This window comes from Serratia sp. BFP-2025, assembly GCF_050880365.1.
GTDB lineage: Bacteria > Pseudomonadota > Gammaproteobacteria > Enterobacterales > Enterobacteriaceae > Serratia > Serratia surfactantfaciens.
Genome location: NZ_JBPAFV010000002.1, coordinates 288,059 through 306,647, shown reverse-complemented (window position 1 = coordinate 306,647; position 18,589 = coordinate 288,059). Strand labels below are relative to the sequence as shown.

Sequence of the window (18,589 nt, the reverse complement as noted above, 5' to 3'; positions counted from 1 at the left end):
AAGCCGCGGCGGACAGTCCCGCTGTTTCTGTCATCAAAACCGTTTATTTTATCGGCATACTCACGCAGGAGAATTCGTTCATGAACCGTTCGCAGCCGTCGCCCGTCACTTTCGACAAAAAAGATGTAGAGATTATTGCACGCGAGACGCTGTACCGTGGTTTTTTTTCACTCAATTTATACCGGTTCCGTCATCGCTTGTTCAATGGCGAAATGAGTCCTGAAATCACGCGTGAAATTTTCGAGCGCGGCCATGCGGCGGTGCTGCTGCCTTACGATCCGGTGCGCGACGAAGTCGTGCTGATTGAACAACTGCGCATCGCCGCGGTCGATACCAGTAATTCGCCCTGGCTGCTGGAAATGGTGGCGGGTATGATCGAAACCGGCGAAAGCGTCGAAGACGTGTGCCGCCGCGAAGCGCAGGAAGAGGCCGGCGTGGTGGTCGGACGTTGCAAACCGGTGCTGAGCTACCTGGCGAGCCCCGGCGGCACCAGCGAACGTCTGTCGATCATGGTCGGCGAGGTGGACGCCGGCACCGCCGAAGGCATCCACGGCCTGGCGGAAGAGCATGAAGATATCCGCGTCCACGTGGTCAGCCGCGAGCAGGCTTACCGTTGGGTCGAAGAGGGCGCGATCGATAACGCCGCATCAGTGATTGCATTGCAATGGCTGGCGTTGCACCATGAATCGTTGAGAAAAGAGTGGGCCAACTAATGAAACAGCGCTATACCCCTGATTTCCCCGAAATGATGAGATTGTGCGAAACCAACTTCGCGCAATTGCGCCGCTTGCTGCCGCGCAACGACGAAGCGGGTGAAACGGTAACTTATCAGGTGAACGGCGCCGGCTATCGTTTGACCATCGTTGAGTCCACGCGTTACACGTCGCTGGTGGAGATCGAGCAGATTTTTCCGGCGGTCAGCTACTGGAGCCTGCCCGCGATGACGGTGCGGTTATACCATGACGCCATGGTTGCGGAAGTGTGTTCCAGCCAGCAGATCTACCGCTTTAAAGCGCGTTATGATTATCCTAATAAAAAGTTGCATCAACGCGACGAAAAGCATCAAATTAACCAGTTTCTTGCTGATTGGCTGCGCTACTGTTTGGCGCATGGAGCGATGGCGGTTCCGGTTTGTTAGACAGACTGAAATAACAAAGGACACCATTTGGAAAGCCTGTTTAAACTGCCTGTGGCGAGTGGGGCCGCGGTCAGGATTCTACAAATAACAGATACCCACCTTTTTGCCGGCGAACACGAGACGCTGCTCGGCATCAATACCTATCGCAGTTATCACGCGGTGCTGGAGGCCATTCAGGCGCAGCGCCGCGATGTCGATCTGATCGTCGCCACGGGAGATTTGGCGCAGGATCATTCGCAGGCGGCGTACCGCCACTTTGCCGCCGGCATTGCGCAACTGCCGGCTCCCTGCGTGTGGCTGCCGGGCAACCACGATTTTCAACCGGCGATGGTCGACGCGTTGGCCGCCGCCGGCATCGCCCCTTCCAAGCAGGTGTTGCTGGGCGACAGCTGGCAGGTGCTGATGTTGGACAGCCAGGTATTCGGCGTACCGCACGGCGAATTGAGCGAATACCAGCTCGAATGGATGGAGCGCTGCCTGCAGGCTCACCCCGAGCGCTATACGCTGTTGCTGTTGCACCATCATCCGCTGCCTTCCGGCTGTACCTGGCTCGATCAGCACAGCCTGCGCAACCCGCATATGCTGGGGGCGATCCTGCTGCGCTACCCGAAAGTGAACACCGTGGTGTGCGGGCACATTCACCAGGATTTGGATCTGGAATGGCAAGGCCGGCGTCTGCTGGCGACGCCGTCCACCTGCGTGCAATTCAAGCCGCACTGCACTAACTTTACCATCGACGACGTCTCTCCCGGTTGGCGCTACCTCGATCTGCTGCCGGACGGCCGCGTCGAGACGCAGGTGTTCCGCCTGGAAAACGACGACTTCCGCCCCGATATGGACTCGGATGGATACTGATGCCTTCGACACTGCTCTACCTGCACGGTTTCAACAGCTCGCCGCAGTCGGCCAAGGCGGTGGCCTTCAAGGCTTGGCTGGCCGAGCGTCATCCCGATATCGAGATGCTGGTGCCGCAGCTGCCGGCGTTTCCGGCGGAGGCCGCCGAGATGCTGGAGAACCTGGTGCTGGAACGCGCCGGGCAAACGCTCGGGCTGGTGGGCTCATCGCTGGGCGGCTATTACGCCACCTGGCTGTCGCAGTGTTTTTCGCTGCCGGCGGTGGTGGTCAACCCGGCGGTCAAGCCGTTTGAGCTGCTGGTCGACTACCTCGGCACCAACGAGAACCCCTACACCGGCCAGCAATATGTGTTAGAGTCTCGGCACGTTTACGATCTGAAAGTGATGCAGATCGATCCTTTGGAGTCGCCGGATTTAATCTGGCTGCTGCAGCAAACGGGCGATGAAATTCTCGATTACGGCCAGGCAGTGGCGTATTACACCGCGTGTCGGCAAACGGTGGAGTCGGGTGGAAACCACGCCTTCGTCGGTTTCGAGCACTACTTCCCCCAGATTGTGGATTTTTTAGGGCTAAACGCGGTCTGACGGACCGTTCCGGCACCTCCCTTTAACCACGAAAAAATAATCAACGATGACTCAATCCAGCTATAACGCTGATGCCATTGAAGTACTCAGCGGTCTAGAACCAGTGCGCCGTCGTCCCGGCATGTATACCGACACGACGCGCCCAAACCACCTCGGCCAAGAGGTGATCGATAACAGCGTCGACGAAGCGTTGGCCGGCCACGCCAAGCGCATCGACGTGATTCTGCACGCCGATCAGTCGCTGGAAGTGATCGACGACGGCCGCGGCATGCCGGTGGACATCCACCCGGAAGAGGGCGTGCCGGCGGTTGAGTTGATCCTGTGCCGGCTGCACGCCGGCGGTAAATTCTCGAATAAAAACTACCAGTTCTCCGGCGGCCTGCACGGCGTTGGCATCTCGGTGGTCAACGCCCTGTCGAAGCGGGTGGAAGTCAACGTGCGCCGCGACGGCAACGTTTATAGCATCGCCTTCGAAAACGGCGACAAGGTGCAAGATCTGACGGTGACCGGCACCTGCGGCAAACGCAACACCGGCACCAGCGTGCACTTCTGGCCCGACGAACAGTTCTTCGACAGCCCGCGTTTCTCGGTATCGCGCCTGACTCACCTGCTGAAAGCCAAAGCGGTGCTGTGCCCCGGCGTCGAGATCTATTTCATCGACAAGGTGAACAACACCGAACAGCGCTGGTGTTACCAGGACGGCCTGACCGATTACCTGATGGAAGCGGTCAACGGCCTGATCACCCTGCCGGAAGCGCCGTTCGTCGGCAACTTCGCCGGTGACACCGAAGCGGTGGACTGGGCGCTGCTGTGGCTGCCGGAAGGCGGTGAGCTGCTGACCGAAAGCTACGTCAACCTGATCCCGACCATGCAGGGCGGCACCCACGTCAACGGCCTGCGTCAGGGGCTGCTGGACGCGATGCGCGAGTTCTGCGAATTCCGCAATATTCTGCCGCGCGGCGTGAAGCTGTCGGCGGAGGATATCTGGGATCGCTGCGCCTACGTGCTGTCGGTGAAGATGCAGGATCCACAGTTCGCCGGGCAGACCAAAGAGCGTCTCTCCTCGCGTCAGTGCGCGGCCTTCGTTTCCGGCGTGGTGAAAGACGCCTTCAGCCTGTGGCTGAACCAGAACGTTCAGGCGGCGGAACAGCTGGCCGAGCTGGCGATTTCCAGCGCCCAGCGCCGTCTGCGCGCCGCCAAGAAAGTGGTGCGCAAGAAGCTGACCAGCGGGCCGGCGCTGCCGGGCAAGCTGGCGGACTGCACCTCGCAGGATCTGGCCATGACCGAACTGTTCCTGGTGGAAGGGGACTCGGCGGGCGGATCGGCCAAGCAGGCGCGCGATCGCGAATATCAGGCGATCATGCCGCTGAAGGGCAAGATCCTGAATACCTGGGAAGTCTCCTCGGACGAAGTGCTGGCCTCGCAGGAAGTGCACGACATTTCCGTGGCGATCGGCATCGATCCGGACAGCGAAGACCTCAGCCAGCTGCGCTACGGCAAAATCTGCATTCTGGCGGATGCGGACTCCGACGGCTTGCACATCGCCACGCTGCTGTGCGCGCTGTTCGTGCGCCACTTCCGTTCGCTGGTGAAAGGCGGCCACGTCTATGTCGCCATGCCGCCGCTGTACCGTATCGATCTCGGTAAAGAGGTGTTCTACGCGCTGGATGAAGAAGAAAAAGCCGGCGTGCTGGAACAGCTGAAGCGCAAGAAGGGCAAGCCGAACGTCCAGCGCTTTAAAGGCCTGGGCGAGATGAACCCGCTGCAGCTGCGCGAAACCACCCTCGATCCGAACACCCGCCGTCTGGTGCAGCTGACGGTGGCGGAGGATGACGTCGATCAGACGCTGGCGGTGATGGACATGCTGTTGGCCAAGAAGCGCTCGGAAGATCGCCGCAACTGGCTGCAAGACAAGGGCGACATGGCCGAATTGGCGGTCTGAGCCTGACCCTGGCCCGGCGGTTCGTCGGGCCTGCTTTCCCGCAGGGCGTTCATGCGGCGCCCGATAACCTGGGGCGGAGTGCATGAAGATCACGCTCGAAGAATTGCTGGCGTTCACCTCGGTGGTCGACAGCGGCTCCATTACCTCCGCCGCCGATCAGCTCGGCCAGACCACCTCCGGCATCAGCCGCGCGCTCAGCCGCCTGGAGAACAAGCTCGATACCACCCTGATGCGCCGCACCACGCGTCGCTTAGAGCTGACCGAAGAGGGGCAGAGTTTCCTGAGCCATGCGCGTACGATCATCAGCTCGGTGGAAAATGCCGAGGAGCAAATGGCGGTGCGCCGGCAAATGCCTGCCGGGCGGTTGCGGATCAACGCGGCCGCGCCTTTCATGGAGCACGTCATCGTGCCGATGGTGGCCGGGTTCAGGGAACGCTACCCGCAAATTTCGCTCGAACTGAACACCGACAACCTGATTATCGATCTGCTGGAAAAACGCACGGATATCGCCATTCGCATCGGCGTGCTGCGTGATTCGACCATTCACGCGCGCGCGCTGGGGGCCAGCCGGCTGCGCATTCTCGCCAGCCCGGCTTATCTGCAGCGGTGCGGTGTGCCGCAGAGCGTGGATGAGCTGCATCATCATTGCCTGCTGGGTTTTACCCAGCCGGAATCGCTGAACCAATGGCCGTTGCGTTATCGCCAGGCGCCACATTTCACCATCACGCCAACCCTGGCTGCATCCAGCGGTGAAACGCTGCGGCAATTGGCGCTGCGAGGCGAGGGGATCGTACAGCTGGCAGACTTCATGACCCGCCGCGATCGTGAAGAGGGCCGGCTGGTGACGTTGCTGGAACAGGAGACGCTGGACGTGCGCCAGCCGATCAATGCCGTTTATTACCGCAATACGCAATTGGCGGCGCGCATCACCTGTTTTCTTGACTACGTCAGCGCGCACATCGACGCGCAGACGTTATAAGGCGGGGTTTACAGGGCGTTTTCCAGAATGTAGATCTCGGTGCCCAGCACGCTGTCCTTGATGGTGTCGCGGTGTTTGAGCATGTGCTCAATCGCCAGGTGTTTTTCCAGATGCGCCATGCTTTCCCATTTCTCCAGCATGAATACCGAATCCGGCGACAGCTTCTGCCAGGGGGCTTGGGTATTGCTGTCGATCATCGGCGTATATTCGCCGCAACCTTCTTCCGCCAGCACCAGCGGCACCAATTTTTCAATGGCTTGCAGTACGGTGGCGCGGTGGCCCGGTTTGGCTTTGATTTCTGCAATTACAGTGATCATGCTTGCCTCGTTAATGAAGATATTCTGGCTCAGTTAAGCAAAAATTTTCGCCAGATGCTCGCGATAACGTGCGATATCCGTCTCGATATCCGGTTGTTTTATCACGTCATTGCAGATAAAGGTCGGCAGCGCTTCCATTCCCAGGAACTGATTGGCTTTGTGGAAGTGCAGATAAACGCCATCGACGCCGACGCCGTGGAAGAACTGATCGGGATCGGTGAAAGCTTCCAGCGGGGCGTTCCAGGTCAGGCTCAGCAGGTATTTCTTGCCCTGGATCAGGCCGCCGGAGCCGTATTTTTTACCGGCGTCGGTGCGGGTGCGGCCGTCGCTGGCGTACAGGCTGCCGTGACCGGCGGTGAACACTTCATCGATGTATTTTTTCAGGATCCAGGGCTCGCCCATCCACCAGCCCGGCATTTGATAGATGACCGCGTCGGCCCACAGGTATTTCTGTACTTCGGCCTCGATGTCATAGCCGTCGTCGACCACGGTGACCTGCACATCGTGCTGCAGATCGCGCAGGAAGCTTTCCGCCACGTCGCTCAGGGTTTGGTTGAGTTCGCCGTTAGAATGGCCGAATTGCTTTTTAGCGTTGATAATCAGGATATTGCTCATCTTTCGCGGCTCCCGTCAGAGTTAAGATATGGCATGCTTCCCGCCGCAAAGGGGGAAACTACCTAGCTGGCGATGAGTGTAATCGTTAGCCGCGCAGGTAAAAATGCGATCTGGCGCACAACAGTGTTGACTGTCAGTCAATAAACAGGCCGCCAGAGAGCGAAATTTTGCATAAACCGCATAGCGCAACCGGCCGTCGCCGGCGATCCTTGCGCCAACTGTGACAGCTACCCCGCAGATGGGTTACTATCGCGGGCAGAATCGACAAGCGATGCCTTTTGTCGTCCAAGGGATTGCCAAGCCACGGTCTGAGGATAATTGAGTAATGAGTGATCTGACTCATGACGGTGTAGAGCGTTTACCGCTGCACACATTCACTGAAAACGCCTATCTGAACTATTCCATGTACGTCATCATGGATCGGGCGTTGCCGTACATTGGCGACGGTTTGAAGCCGGTACAACGCCGCATCATCTACGCCATGTCTGAGCTGGGGCTGAACAACAGCGCCAAATTCAAAAAATCCGCCCGTACCGTGGGCGACGTGTTGGGTAAATACCACCCGCACGGCGACAGCGCGTGTTATGAAGCCATGGTGCTGATGGCGCAGCCGTTCTCGTACCGCTATCCGCTGGTGGACGGCCAGGGGAACTGGGGTGCGCCGGACGATCCCAAGTCGTTCGCGGCGATGCGTTATACCGAATCGCGCCTGTCCAAATACGCCGAAGTGTTGCTGGCCGAACTGGGTCAGGGCACGGTCGACTGGATCCCGAACTTCGACGGTACGCTGCAAGAGCCGAAGATGCTGCCGGCGCGTCTGCCGAACATCCTGCTGAACGGCACCACCGGCATCGCGGTCGGCATGGCGACCGATATTCCGCCGCATAACGTGCGCGAAGTCGCCGCTGCTGCGGTGGCGCTGCTCGACAAGCCGGGCGCTTCACTCGACGATCTGCTCGAATTCGTGCAGGGGCCGGACTTCCCGACCGAAGCCGAGATCATCACCCCGCGCGATGAAATTCGTAAGATCTACCAGAGCGGCCGCGGTTCGGTGCGCATGCGCGCCGTGTGGAAGAAAGAAGACGGCAGCGCGGTGATCACCGCCTTGCCGCACCAGGTGTCCGGTGCCAAGGTGCTGGAGCAGATCGCCAGTCAGATGCGCGCTAAAAAGTTGCCGATGGTTGAAGATCTGCGCGATGAGTCCGACCACGAAAACCCGACGCGTCTGGTGATCGTGCCGCGCTCCAACCGCATCGATCTGGAGCAGGTGATGAATCACCTGTTCGCCACTACCGATCTGGAACGCAGCTACCGCATCAACATGAACATGATCGGTCTGGACAACCGCCCGCAGGTGAAAGGGCTGGTGGAGATCCTCACCGAATGGCTGGCCTACCGTCGCGATACGGTGCGCCGCCGCCTGAACTACCGCCTCGAGAAGGTGCTGAAGCGCCTGCATATCCTCGAAGGTTTGCTGGTGGCGTTCCTCAACATCGACGAGGTGATCCACATCATCCGCAGCGAGGATGAACCGAAGCCAGTGCTGATGCAGCGTTTCGGCATCTCCGACACCCAGGCGGAAGCGATCCTCGAGCTGAAACTGCGTCACCTGGCCAAGCTGGAAGAGGTCAAGATCCGCGGCGAACAGGATGAGCTGGCGAAAGAGCGCGATCAGCTGCAGGCGCTGCTGGCGTCCGAGCGCAAGCTGAACACGCTGATTAAGAAAGAGATCCAGGCCGACGCGCAGACATACGGCGACGATCGCCGTTCGCCGCTGACCGAGCGTGCGGAAGCCAAGGCAATGAGCGAGCACGACTTCGTGCCGTCCGAGCCGGTAACCATCGTGCTGTCGGAAATGGGCTGGGTGCGCAGCGCCAAGGGTCACGATATCGATCCGAGCGGTTTGAGCTACAAGGCCGGCGACAGCTTCCGTGGCGCAGCGCGCGGCAAGAGCAACCAGCCGGTGGTGTTCATCGACTCTACCGGGCGCAGCTATGCGCTCGATCCGATGACGCTGCCTTCGGCGCGCGGGCAGGGCGAGCCGTTGACCGGCAAGCTGACGCCGCCGCCGGGCGCCACCATTGAACAGGTGCTGATGGCGGCCGACGATCAGAAACTGTTGATGGCCTCCGACGCCGGTTACGGCTTCGTTTGCACCTTCAACGATCTGGTGGCGCGCAACCGCGCCGGCAAGGTGATGATCACGCTGCCGGACAACGCCAGAGCGCTGCCGCCGATGGAGATCCACGGCGCAGACGACATGCTGCTGTCGATCACCGCCGCCGGGCGCATGCTGATGTTCCCGGTCGCCGATCTGCCGCAGCTGTCGAAGGGCAAAGGCAACAAGATCGTCTCCATTCCGGCGGCGCAGGCCGCGGCCGGCGAAGACAAACTGGCCTGGCTGTTCGTGTTGCCGCCGCAGGCCTCCGTCACGCTGCACGTCGGCAAACGCAAGCTGACGCTGCGTCCTGAAGATCTGCAGAAATTCCGTGCGGAACGCGGCCGTAAAGGCACCCAGCTGCCGCGCGGTCTGCAGCGCATCGATCGCGTGGAAGTGGATGCGCCGGTGCGGGCTGCGGGCGGCGACAGCGAAGAGTAAGCGTTGGCGCTGGCGTTAACGGGCGGTCGCAGCGTGCTGTGGCCGCCTTATTTATTTTTGCTGGCGTTTATTTTCCAAATAGTTAACATTTCTGCGCATAAAATTATTGTGCGTACTGCCGCCTGGCGGGAAAATAGCGAGAAATGCAGGCGACATGGGCGTGCTTTCCGCCTTGCCGGCAAATAATGAGTAAAGGAATCTGCGCAGCGAAGTAAACTGCGTTGGCAGTGTGCTAATGAGGTTGTTATGTTATTGATTTTGCGTGCCGTTCTCGCCACTCTTTTCTGTATTCTGGTGTGTATTTTCGGTTCTGTTTATTGCTTGTTCAGCCCGCGCGACCCTCGCCATGTGGCGACCTTCGGCCATCTTTTCGGCCGTCTGTCGACGCTGTTCGGCATCAAGGTTGAAACCCGCGTGCCGGCCGATGCGGCCAACAACGGCAACTGCATCTATATCGCCAACCACCAAAATAACTACGACATGGTGACGGCCTCCAATATCGTGCAGCCGCGCACCGTGACCGTCGGTAAAAAAAGTCTGGTGTGGATCCCGTTTTTCGGCCCGCTGTATTGGCTGACCGGTAATCTGCTGATAGATCGTGATAATCGCGCCAAGGCGCACGGCACCATCGCCCAGGTGGCGGAGCAGTTCAAGAAGAAAGACATTTCGATCTGGATGTTCCCGGAAGGGACCCGCAGCCGCGGGCGCGGGCTGATGCCGTTTAAAACCGGCGCGTTCCACGCGGCCATCGCCGCCGGCGTGCCGATTGTGCCGATCTGCGTATCCACCACCAGCGGTAATATAAATCTTAACCGTTGGAATAACGGTCATGTGATCGTCGAGATGTTGGCGCCGGTGGATACCAGCAAGTACGGCAAAGAAAACGTGCGCGAGCTGGCGGCCCATTGCCGCGAGCTGATGGAGGCGAAGATCGCCGAATTGGACGCCGAAGTTGCCCAGCGCAACGCCGCAAAAAAATAAGAGTCTACCGGCTTCAAAGAATAGGGTTTTAATTGGCGTTCAGCGCCGTTAACGCCTGAACGCCTGCTAATCTTGATTGGCGGGCGTTTGGGTTTTGCACACGGTTTAGTTATTGCTTTTCATGGAGAAAATATGTCACTCAGTCGACGTCAGTTTTTACAGGCATCGGGCCTGGCGCTGTGCGCGGGCGCCGTGCCGCTGAGGGCTGAGGCGAGCGGAACGCAGACCCCGTTACCCATTCCCCCGCTGCTGGAATCTCGCCGCGGTCAGCCGCTGTTCCTGACCTTGCAGCGCGCCCACTGGGCGTTTATGGATAACCGCAAAGCGGCGGTGTGGGGCATCAACGGCATGTACCTGGGGCCGACGGTGCGGGTTTACAGCGGTGATGACGTCAAACTGATCTACAGCAACCGTCTGCAGGAGCCGGTGGCGATGACCATCAGCGGTCTGCAGGTGCCGGGCACCCTGATGGGCGGCGCGCCGCGCATGATGTCGCCTAACGTTGACTGGTCGCCGGTGCTGCCTATTCGCCAGGCGGCGGCCACCTGCTGGTACCACGCCAACACGCCAAACCGTATGGCGCCGCACGTATACAACGGGCTGGCCGGGCTGTGGCTGGTGGAGGACGCCGTCAGCAAAGCGCTGCCGTTGCCCAACCACTATGGCGTCGACGACTTCCCGCTGATCATTCAGGACAAACGCTTCGATAACTTTGGCACGCCGCAATACGATGCGCCGTCGCAGGGCGGTTTCGTCGGCGATACGCTGCTGGTCAACGGTGTGCAAAACCCGTATGTCGAAGTGTCGCGCGGCTGGGTGCGTTTGCGTTTGCTCAACGCTTCCAATGCCCGGCGTTATACCCTGCAGCTCAGCGACGGGCGGCCGTTCAACGTGATCGCCAGCGATCAGGGCTTCCTGCCTGCGCCGGTCGCGGTGCAACAGCTGTCGTTGGCGCCGGGGGAACGTCGGGAAGTGCTGATCGACATGTCGAAGGGCGACGAGGTGACCATCACCGCCGGTGAAGCGGCGGGCATCATGGATCGCCTGCGCGGCCTGTTCGAACCGTCGAGCATTCTGGTGTCCACTCAGGTGCTGACGCTACGCCCAACCGGCCTGCTGCCGCTGGTGACCGACAACCTGCCGATGCGCCTGCTGGCGGATCAGCTGTTGGACGGCAGCGCCAGCCGCACCCGCGATTTCCGCCTGGGTGAGGGTGGCGTCGGCATCAACGGCGCGATTTGGGACATGAATCGCATCGACGTGCAGGCGCAGCAAGGCACCTGGGAACGCTGGAACATTCATGCGGATACGCCGCAGGCGTTCCATATTCAGGGCGTGCAGTTCCTGATCAAACGCGTTAACGGCGCGCAGCCGATGGCGGAAGATCGCGGCTGGAAGGATACCGTCTGGGTCGATGGCGACGTTGAGCTGTTGGTGTATTTCAACCAACCCACCTCCGAACACTTCCCGTTCCTGTATTACAGCCAGACGCTGGAGATGGCCGACCGCGGCACCGCCGGCCAGCTGATGGTGCAGCCGGCGATGTAACCTGCTCTGCGGGCCGCTTACGGCGCCCGCAGCATTTCCAAAAAGGCCTGCACCACCGGTGTCACGCTGTCGGTGCGGTATACCGCGTACAGATCCGCCGAAGGCGCGTGCTGCAGCGAGCAAAACCGCACGCCGGGCCATGGGATACGGCCGTAGCTGTCCGGCAGCAGCGTAATGCCGCAGCCTTCCGCCACCAGCGCCAGCAGGGTCTGCGGCTCGTTAACCTGATACGCGACGTCCGGCAGGAATCCCTGTTGCAGGCACAGATTGTGCAGATACAGCCCCAGGCTGGCCTCATGCGGCGGCAGCACGATGAAGCTGTCGTTCTGCAGCGCCGCCAGCGGAATATTTTCCTGCTGCGCCAGCGGGTGATCGAGCGGCAGCACCACGGCGATGTTTTCGCACGCCAGCCGTTGGCTGGTCAATCCCGGCAGCGTCTGCTGCTGCGCCTCTCGCCATACCCCGATATCGATATGCCGCTTTTGCAGCGCGGCGATTTGCTGGCTGGGCGTCAGCTCGTTCAACGACCAAGTGACGCCGACGCTCTGCTCGCTGAAGCGCCGCAGCGCCGCGATCAAACCGCCCCAGGCTGAGGTGCCGACCATGCCGACCACCATGTGGCCGCCTTCGCCGCGCCCCATTTGTTGTACCTGATGCAGCGCGCTGTCGGCCTGATCCAGCAGCCGTTCGACGTTGCGCAGTAGCGTGCGGCCGGCCGGCGTCAGCGTCATGGAGCGGGTGGTGCGTTTGAAAAGCACTACCCCGAGCTGGCTTTCCAGTTCCTTGATGTGCTTGCTGAGCGGCGGCTGTGACATATTCAGCCGCCGCGCCGCCTGAGTAAAATTCATCTCTTCCGCCACCACGCGGAAATAATGCAGCAGGCGGAAGTTAATCCGACCGGGGTCGGGCAGGGCATGGGGCGGGTTCATCCGGGGTAGCGCCTCCTGTGACGCAGCTCAACTTATAGGTAAATGGAATAAATCGGCCGCCAAGAATGTATTGGTCTCGGCCATGCCTCGCTCTCTACTATGGGCATTATTGTCCCCCGCTGAAAGAGAGAATACGATGTTTAATCAAGAAGATGCTTTTACCTGCGCCGATGTCGTCCGCGCCCGCCTGCCGGGTTTCCAGCCGAAGGCGGCCTTGATTCTCGGCTCCGGGCTCGGCGCCCTGGCGGAGGTGATGACCGAAACCGTCACCATCGATTACGCGGAGCTGCCAGGTTTCCCGGTGAGCGGCGTCGCCGGCCACGCCGGGCAACTGGTTGCCGGCAAGCTGGAGGGCGTGCCGGTATTGTGCATGAAAGGGCGCGGTCATTTCTATGAAGGGCGTGGCATGCAGGTGATGACGACTGCGGTGCGCACCTTCAAGTTGCTGGGCTGTGAATTCCTGCTGGCGACCAACGCCGCCGGTTCGCTGCGCCGCTCGGTGGCGCCGGGCAGCCTGGTGGCCATTACCGATCACATCAACTTCATGCCGGAATCGCCGCTGGTCGGCGCCAATGACGATCGCTTCGGGCCGCGCTTCTTCAGCCTGGCGAACGCTTACGATCGCGATCTGCGCGCCCAGTTGGCGGCGGTGGCCGAAAGCGCCGGCATCCCGCTGGCGGAAGGGGTGTTCGCCGCCTACACCGGGCCGAACTTCGAAACGCCGGCGGAGATCCGCATGATGCAGACCCTCGGCTGTGACGTGGTGGGCATGTCGATCGTGCCGGAAGTTCTGACGGCGCGCCACTGTGGCCTCAAGGTGCTGGTGGTGTCCGCGATGACCAACTACGCCGAAGGGCTGTCGGATACCCCGCTCTCCCATGAACAAACGCTCAGCTGTGCGGCGCTGGCGGCAGACGATTTCATGCGTCTGATCCGCGAGCTGTTCAAAACGCTGTAACACCGCAAGCATACCGGCGGCGGGCTGCAGGGGGCCCGCCGCACCAATCATCGTTGAAAGCATAATAACAAGGTGATGGCGATGGCGATAAAAACACGATTGAAGGTAATGATTTTCCTGCAGTTCTTTATCTGGGGTGCTTGGCTGGTGACGCTGGGCTCCTACATGATCAACACGCTGCATTTCAGCGGCATGCAGGTGGGGATGGTCTACAGCGCCAAGGGCATCGCGGCGCTGATCATGCCGGGGCTGGCGGGCATCATCGCCGACCGGTGGATGAAGGCCAACTACCTGTATGCGCTTTGCCACCTGCTCGGGGCGCTGGCGCTGTACTGCGCGGCGCAGGTTGAACAACCGATGCTGATGTTCTGGGTGATGCTGTTTAACGCCATGGTCTATATGCCGACCATCGCGCTCTCCAACGCCATTTCCTATTTCTGCCTGGAGAAACACGGCTTTGACACGGTGAAGGACTTTCCGCCGGTGCGGGTGTACGGCACGGTGGGATTCATTCTGGCGATGTGGCTGGTCGGTTTCAGCCAAATCGAGCTCAGCAACCTGCAGCTGTATCTGGCATCTGCGGCCTCGCTGCTGCTGTCCGCCTACTCGCTGACGTTGCCGCGCTGCCCGACCAACCGCGCGGCCGAGTCGAAGAGCTGGGTCAGCGTGCTGGGGTTGGATGCGCTGGTGCTGTTTCGCCAGCGGCGCATGGCGCTGTTTTTCCTGTTCGCCATGTTGCTTGGCGCGGCGCTGCAGATAACCAATACCTTCGGCAATCCGTTCCTGCACGATCTGTCGCTCAATCCGCTGTATCAGGACAGCCTCAGCGTCCGGTATCCGGCGGTGCTGCTGTCGCTGTCGCAGATCTCCGAAGTGTTCTTTATCCTCACCATTCCCTTCTTCCTGCGCCGTTACGGCATCAAGCAGGTCATGTTGATCAGCATGGCGGCCTGGACGCTGCGCTTCCTGTTCCTGGCCTATGGCACGCCGGTCGGCTTTGGTTTCGTGCTGCTGCTGCTGTCGATGATCGTCTACGGCTGTGCGTTCGACTTCTTCAATATTTCCGGCGCCATTTTCGTCGAGAAGGAGGCCGATCACCGTATCCGCGCCAGCGCGCAGGGGCTGTTCATGACCATGGTCAACGGTTTGGGCGCCTATCTGGGGGCGCTCGCCAGCGGCGAGGTGGTGGACTTCTTCAGCCATGACGGCGTGAAAGACTGGCAGAGCATCTGGCTGGTGTTTGCGCTGTATACGCTGGTGCTGGGGATCGTCTTCGCGTTGAGCTTCAACTACCGCCACCAGCCGCAGGAGAACGCGGCGGCGGCGCAGTGAGGCAGAGGGCGCAGCCTGGCTGCGCCCGGCAACGTCAGGCCTGAGGGAAGCGCTGTTGCAGTTGCTGCCGGCTCGGCGGATTGGCTGCGCCGAGGCTGGCCACCACGCAGGCGGCGACTCGGTTGGCCAAATCGACCGCCTGCGGCAGCGGCCAGCCGGCGGACAGGCCCGCCAGCAAACCGGCGCAGTGGGCATCGCCCGCGCCGATGGTATCGACCACGTCCACCGGATAGGCGGGAACGTGCAGCGGCGGCGTGCGGCCATCGCAGATCCATGCGCCGTCGCGATCCAGGCGGCAAATCAGCGTCAGATTACGCGCGGCGGCATAGCGCTGCGCGGCTTCCACGGCGTCACCGGCGCCGCACAGCGTGGCCACCTCGTCGCGGTTGAGCGTCAACAGGGTGTGGCTGTCGCTGAGCATGGCGAAGAAATCTTCGCTGAGCTGAGCGATGCGCGGGCCGGGATCGATCAGGCGCGGTTGGTCGAACGGCATACGCGTCAGCCACTCGCGCAGCGCCTCGCCGCTTTCGCCCGCCAGTTCGTAACCGCTGGCGTAGATCAGAGTGTGCTCCGCCAGCGGCAGCGTGGCCAGCTGCGCTTTATTCCACTGGCTTTCACAACCGGAAACCGTGATGAAGGTGCGTTCGCCGTTCGGTTCCACCAGCGCCAGGCACCAGCCGTTGTCCATCTGGCCGTGGCGCAACAGCACCTCCAGCCCGAGCTCGCCCATGGCGGCTTCGATCGCCGCGCCCCATTCGCCGTTGCCGACCGGCATGCCGTTGATCACCGGCGCCTCGAGGTGCACCAGCGCGCGCGCCACGTTGAACGCGCAGCCGCCGATTTGCCGCGCCTGCGGCTGGGCTTCGATATCTTCGCCGCTGGTCGGCAGGCGCGGCAGCGTCATCACCAGATCGCCGACCGCGCCCCCAATCACCAGGACAGGTGTTACAGCTTCCCACTCACTCATTGATGTTCTCTGCGTTGGGTCAGGTACAGACCGTAAGCGATCAGACTAACCGCAAACGACACAAACAGCCCCAGGCTGGAATCGGCGAACAAGCCTTTGGCCAGCGGGCCGTCGATAAAACCGGTTTTGGTGACCAGCAGGCCGCACAGGGCGCCGAGGAACCAGCAGAACAGCGGGGCTTTGCGCACGCCGCGGTTCTGGCCATGCAGGCCGTACAAAGCGTTGCCATCATACCCGTGGCGGCGGCGCAGGCACAGGTAATCGAGCAGGAAAATCGCCTCCCAGGCCGCCAGGAATACGCCGCAGAACACCAGGAAGGAGATGAACGGCCCCATAAAGTCGCCGGAGATGAACAGCACATACAGCGCGATGCCCAACACCACTACGGCGTCGATCGACACCGCCAACCACTGTTTGACCTGCACGCCGATGGTCAGCAGGTTAAGGCTGGCGGAATACAGGCTGAGCACCGCGATGGTGACGATGCCGGCGGTGGCGGCCAGCAGATAAGGAATGGCCATCCAGGCGGGCAACACCGAGCCAATCAGTGCGATGGGGTTGGCGGCGCTGGCCAGATCGGGCAACTGCACGGAAAGCAGGATGCCGGCCAGCATCAGCAGCATCAGCGGCAAGCAGGCACCGCCCATCACTGCGGCGAAAATGCTTTTGCTCGAGGAGTTCGGGCTTTGATAGCGGCTGTAATCGGCTCCGGCGATCGCCCAACTGATGCCGGTGCCGGCGGCGATCACCGAGACCGCAGGCAGGAAGCCGGTCAACCAACTGCCGGAAGGCAGCGCCAGCACCTGGCTCCACTCGGTATTGAACAGGATATACAGCACCACGATCAGCGTCATGGTGCCGAAGATGCGGCTGAACCAGCTTTGCATCCAGACCACGGTATTTTGCCCCAGCAGGCTGACAACGATAGTGAGCCCGCCGAACAGCAGCAGGCTGAGCGCGGTCAGCAGGTGGCTGGTTCCGAGCCCGAAGGCCTCGAACAGCGCCGCCAGCGTCAGGGTGCCGGTGATCACGTTGACCGCTTCCCAACCCATCAGATTGATCCAACTGAACAGGGTCGGCGCCACGTTGCCCTTCAGGCCGAAAATCACCCGCGAGAGCGTCAACGTAGAGGTGCGCCCGCGCTTGCCGGCGAAGCTGGTGAGGCCGACCAGCACGAAACTGGCGACGCCGACCAGTGCGGCGAGTACCGATTGCAGGAATGACAAGCCGAAGCCGACGATGATGGCGCCGTACACCACGCCGAGAATGCCGATATTGGCTGCCGACCAGATCCAAAACAGCTCGATGGGCTTACCGGTTTGCTCCGCGTCAGGCACCCGGTCGATACCGGTGCTCTCTACCTTCCATGCTTCATTGCGATTGATATCGGTCATAGCAAATGATCCCTGTTGCGCAGGGCCGCGAGGGCCGCCGCAGTTGACTGAAAATCGATTCCGTTGGCGCGGTTGACACTGGCTATCCCGCGGTCGGGACAGGTGTCGATACCGCGCAGTGTATAGCGGCTGATGCCGCCAGGTCTGTCAAAGTGAGGGCGATGCCCGTCTTTTCGGGTGAGGCACGTCGGCCGCACGGCGCCAATGAGTGTAGTCAAAGAGTGGGTCTGCAGCGGGGGGGCGAAGCGGGAACGTTTCTATATGCCGACATCGATCCGTGTCGCCCGCCGCAAAGGGATCCTGTGATATGGCTATGAGCAGTGAGCAAGCTATCCATTAGCTCCGTTGCTTATTATAGGGCGTTTATGCTGACAGTATATACCCGCTGCCGACCATCAAGGGTATCCTTTAGGCGCGGCAGCGGGTTTTTTATTGTTTTTAAAGTGGGTCCCTGGTGTTGGTGCGATTGATGTATCAACATCAATAAGCACAGATTACGCGCGATCTAGATCCAATGAAAGTCCATTGAGCAAAAATTGTGATGTCACTCTGAAAACATTAGCGATATTTTAGTTATGGTGAAGGGCTTTGTCGCCGAACCGGCGATAGGATAACGGCGAACCAGGGACAAATGGCGAGACAAGAGGGTTGGCGAATGACGGATTTTATGGCCTGGTTGCGTGAACATCTGGCGCAGGGAACGGCGGCGCCGCGCTATATTCAGCTGGCGACGGCGATAGAAACCGCGATCAGGCAGCAGGTGTTGGCGGCTGAGGCGTTTTTGCCGGCGGAACGGCAACTGGCTGAGGGCTTGACGCTGTCGCGCGTCACCGTCAGCAAAGCGATGAAACTGCTGGAGGAGAAGGGATTGATTTCGCGGCAGCAGGGCGTTGGCACCCGCGTGGCGATGCGTATCGGCTATTCCCTCGATAAGGACAGCGGCTTCACCGCGCAGGCGCTGCGTCACGGCAGCAGCGTCAGCAACTGCTGGCTGCTGCGTACACGGGTCGGCGCGCCGGCCAAGGCCGCGGCGGCGCTGGGGTTAACGGAAGGGGATGAGGTGGTCAAGCTGCGGCGTCTACGCTTGTTGAACGGCAGCCCGGTATCGCTGGAAACCACCTATATCCCGCCGCGCTTCCTGCCTGAGCCGGCGCAGCTGGAGCACTCGCTGTATGCGTTATGGCAATCGCGCGGCATCGTGCCTGAGGATAAACACTTTTTGCTGAAGGCGGTGTCCTGCAGCGACGAGGTCGCCGAACTGCTGAACGTGCCGTGCGGCGCACCGCTGTTGCATATCACTCAGACCAGCCGTAACGCCAAGGGGGAGGCGCTGGAGTTCAGCGATATTTTGTGCCGCAGCGACGTATATGAATTCGAAGTGAACGGTTAGCGAAATAACCATGCTCTTTTTGTCACTAGTGCGTATAATCGCCGCCCGGCGATTAATTAAC

The 18,589-nt window shown here is 60.7% G+C and carries 18 protein-coding genes; 13 read left to right on the top strand and 5 right to left on the bottom strand.

Features of this window, described 5'->3' with window-relative positions; genetic code table 11:
• Positions 1-80 precede the first annotated feature (80 nt).
• The 6 genes from nudF to ACRAWE_RS16865 all read left to right on the top strand — a co-directional run bounded on the left by nudF (position 81) and on the right by ACRAWE_RS16865 (position 5,498).
• Positions 81-713, top strand: a complete 633-nt coding sequence (gene nudF, locus ACRAWE_RS16890; RefSeq protein ID WP_004937242.1) for an ADP-ribose diphosphatase — start codon at positions 81-83, stop codon at positions 711-713.
• Entirely contained in the window at positions 713-1,138 is a 426-nt protein-coding gene (locus ACRAWE_RS16885; RefSeq protein ID WP_004937244.1) for a DUF1249 family protein, read from the top strand. The genes nudF and ACRAWE_RS16885 overlap by 1 nt, the downstream gene beginning before the upstream one ends.
• 27 nt (positions 1,139-1,165) lie before the next feature.
• Positions 1,166-1,993 carry a 3',5'-cyclic-AMP phosphodiesterase gene (gene cpdA / locus ACRAWE_RS16880; protein ID WP_019453065.1) on the top strand — a complete coding sequence of 276 codons (828 nt, stop codon included), beginning with the start codon at positions 1,166-1,168 and terminating at the stop codon, positions 1,991-1,993.
• Positions 1,993-2,577, top strand: coding sequence for an esterase YqiA (gene yqiA, locus ACRAWE_RS16875; protein ID WP_019453064.1), 585 nt, complete (start codon positions 1,993-1,995; stop codon positions 2,575-2,577). The genes cpdA and yqiA overlap by 1 nt, the downstream gene beginning before the upstream one ends.
• Before the next feature lie 46 nt (positions 2,578-2,623).
• Positions 2,624-4,519 (top strand): DNA topoisomerase IV subunit B, encoded by a 1,896-nt coding sequence (gene parE, locus ACRAWE_RS16870; RefSeq protein WP_004937254.1) that lies wholly within the window; start codon positions 2,624-2,626, stop codon positions 4,517-4,519.
• 82 nt (positions 4,520-4,601) lie between these two features.
• Positions 4,602-5,498: a LysR substrate-binding domain-containing protein gene (locus ACRAWE_RS16865; RefSeq protein ID WP_019453062.1), complete on the top strand. Its 897-nt coding sequence runs from the start codon at positions 4,602-4,604 to the stop codon at positions 5,496-5,498.
• Between the two features lie 8 nt (positions 5,499-5,506).
• Here ACRAWE_RS16865 and ACRAWE_RS16860 read toward each other — a convergent pair whose 3' ends face one another.
• Together ACRAWE_RS16860 and ACRAWE_RS16855 are read right to left on the bottom strand one after the other, a co-directional pair.
• Positions 5,507-5,815: a putative quinol monooxygenase gene (locus ACRAWE_RS16860; RefSeq protein WP_019453061.1), complete on the bottom strand. Its 309-nt coding sequence runs from the start codon at positions 5,813-5,815 to the stop codon at positions 5,507-5,509.
• A gap of 33 nt (positions 5,816-5,848) precedes the next feature.
• Positions 5,849-6,430, bottom strand: coding sequence for an NAD(P)H-dependent oxidoreductase (locus tag ACRAWE_RS16855; RefSeq protein WP_019453060.1), 582 nt, complete (start codon positions 6,428-6,430; stop codon positions 5,849-5,851).
• Positions 6,431-6,755: 325 nt separating this feature from the next.
• Between ACRAWE_RS16855 and parC the strand changes: the two genes are divergently transcribed.
• From parC to ftsP, 4 genes are all read left to right on the top strand, one after another.
• Positions 6,756-9,029, top strand: a complete 2,274-nt coding sequence (gene parC / locus ACRAWE_RS16850; protein WP_019453059.1) for a DNA topoisomerase IV subunit A — start codon at positions 6,756-6,758, stop codon at positions 9,027-9,029.
• A gap of 3 nt (positions 9,030-9,032) precedes the next feature.
• A complete protein-coding gene (locus tag ACRAWE_RS16845) occupies positions 9,033-9,215 on the top strand; it encodes a hypothetical protein (protein WP_154747313.1) in 183 nt (60 codons plus the stop codon).
• A gap of 60 nt (positions 9,216-9,275) precedes the next feature.
• The gene (locus tag ACRAWE_RS16840) at positions 9,276-10,010 is read left to right on the top strand and encodes a 1-acylglycerol-3-phosphate O-acyltransferase (RefSeq protein ID WP_432525635.1); all 735 of its coding nucleotides are present in this window, start codon (positions 9,276-9,278) and stop codon (positions 10,008-10,010) included.
• Between the two features lie 132 nt (positions 10,011-10,142).
• The gene (gene ftsP, locus ACRAWE_RS16835) at positions 10,143-11,558 is read left to right on the top strand and encodes a cell division protein FtsP (RefSeq protein ID WP_019453057.1); all 1,416 of its coding nucleotides are present in this window, start codon (positions 10,143-10,145) and stop codon (positions 11,556-11,558) included.
• Positions 11,559-11,575: 17 nt separating this feature from the next.
• Here the strand turns inward: ftsP and ACRAWE_RS16830 are convergent, their stop codons facing one another.
• Positions 11,576-12,487: a LysR family transcriptional regulator gene (locus tag ACRAWE_RS16830; protein WP_197667903.1), complete on the bottom strand. Its 912-nt coding sequence runs from the start codon at positions 12,485-12,487 to the stop codon at positions 11,576-11,578.
• A gap of 136 nt (positions 12,488-12,623) precedes the next feature.
• Between ACRAWE_RS16830 and xapA the strand changes: the two genes are divergently transcribed.
• Together xapA and ACRAWE_RS16820 are read left to right on the top strand one after the other, a co-directional pair.
• A complete protein-coding gene (gene xapA, locus ACRAWE_RS16825) occupies positions 12,624-13,445 on the top strand; it encodes a xanthosine phosphorylase (RefSeq protein WP_063918732.1) in 822 nt (273 codons plus the stop codon).
• A gap of 81 nt (positions 13,446-13,526) precedes the next feature.
• Positions 13,527-14,777, top strand: a complete 1,251-nt coding sequence (locus ACRAWE_RS16820) for a nucleoside permease (protein WP_025160102.1) — start codon at positions 13,527-13,529, stop codon at positions 14,775-14,777.
• Positions 14,778-14,811: 34 nt separating this feature from the next.
• Here the strand turns inward: ACRAWE_RS16820 and ACRAWE_RS16815 are convergent, their stop codons facing one another.
• A complete protein-coding gene (locus ACRAWE_RS16815) occupies positions 14,812-15,744 on the bottom strand; it encodes a PfkB family carbohydrate kinase (RefSeq protein ID WP_025160101.1) in 933 nt (310 codons plus the stop codon).
• Positions 15,741-17,138 carry a purine-cytosine permease family protein gene (locus ACRAWE_RS16810; RefSeq protein WP_019453052.1) on the bottom strand — a complete coding sequence of 466 codons (1,398 nt, stop codon included), beginning with the start codon at positions 17,136-17,138 and terminating at the stop codon, positions 15,741-15,743. The genes ACRAWE_RS16815 and ACRAWE_RS16810 overlap by 4 nt, the downstream gene beginning before the upstream one ends.
• A 655-nt stretch (positions 17,139-17,793) precedes the next feature.
• Here ACRAWE_RS16810 and ACRAWE_RS16805 point away from each other — a divergent pair.
• Positions 17,794-18,528, top strand: coding sequence for a GntR family transcriptional regulator (locus ACRAWE_RS16805; RefSeq protein ID WP_063918733.1), 735 nt, complete (start codon positions 17,794-17,796; stop codon positions 18,526-18,528).
• Positions 18,529-18,589 lie beyond the last annotated feature (61 nt).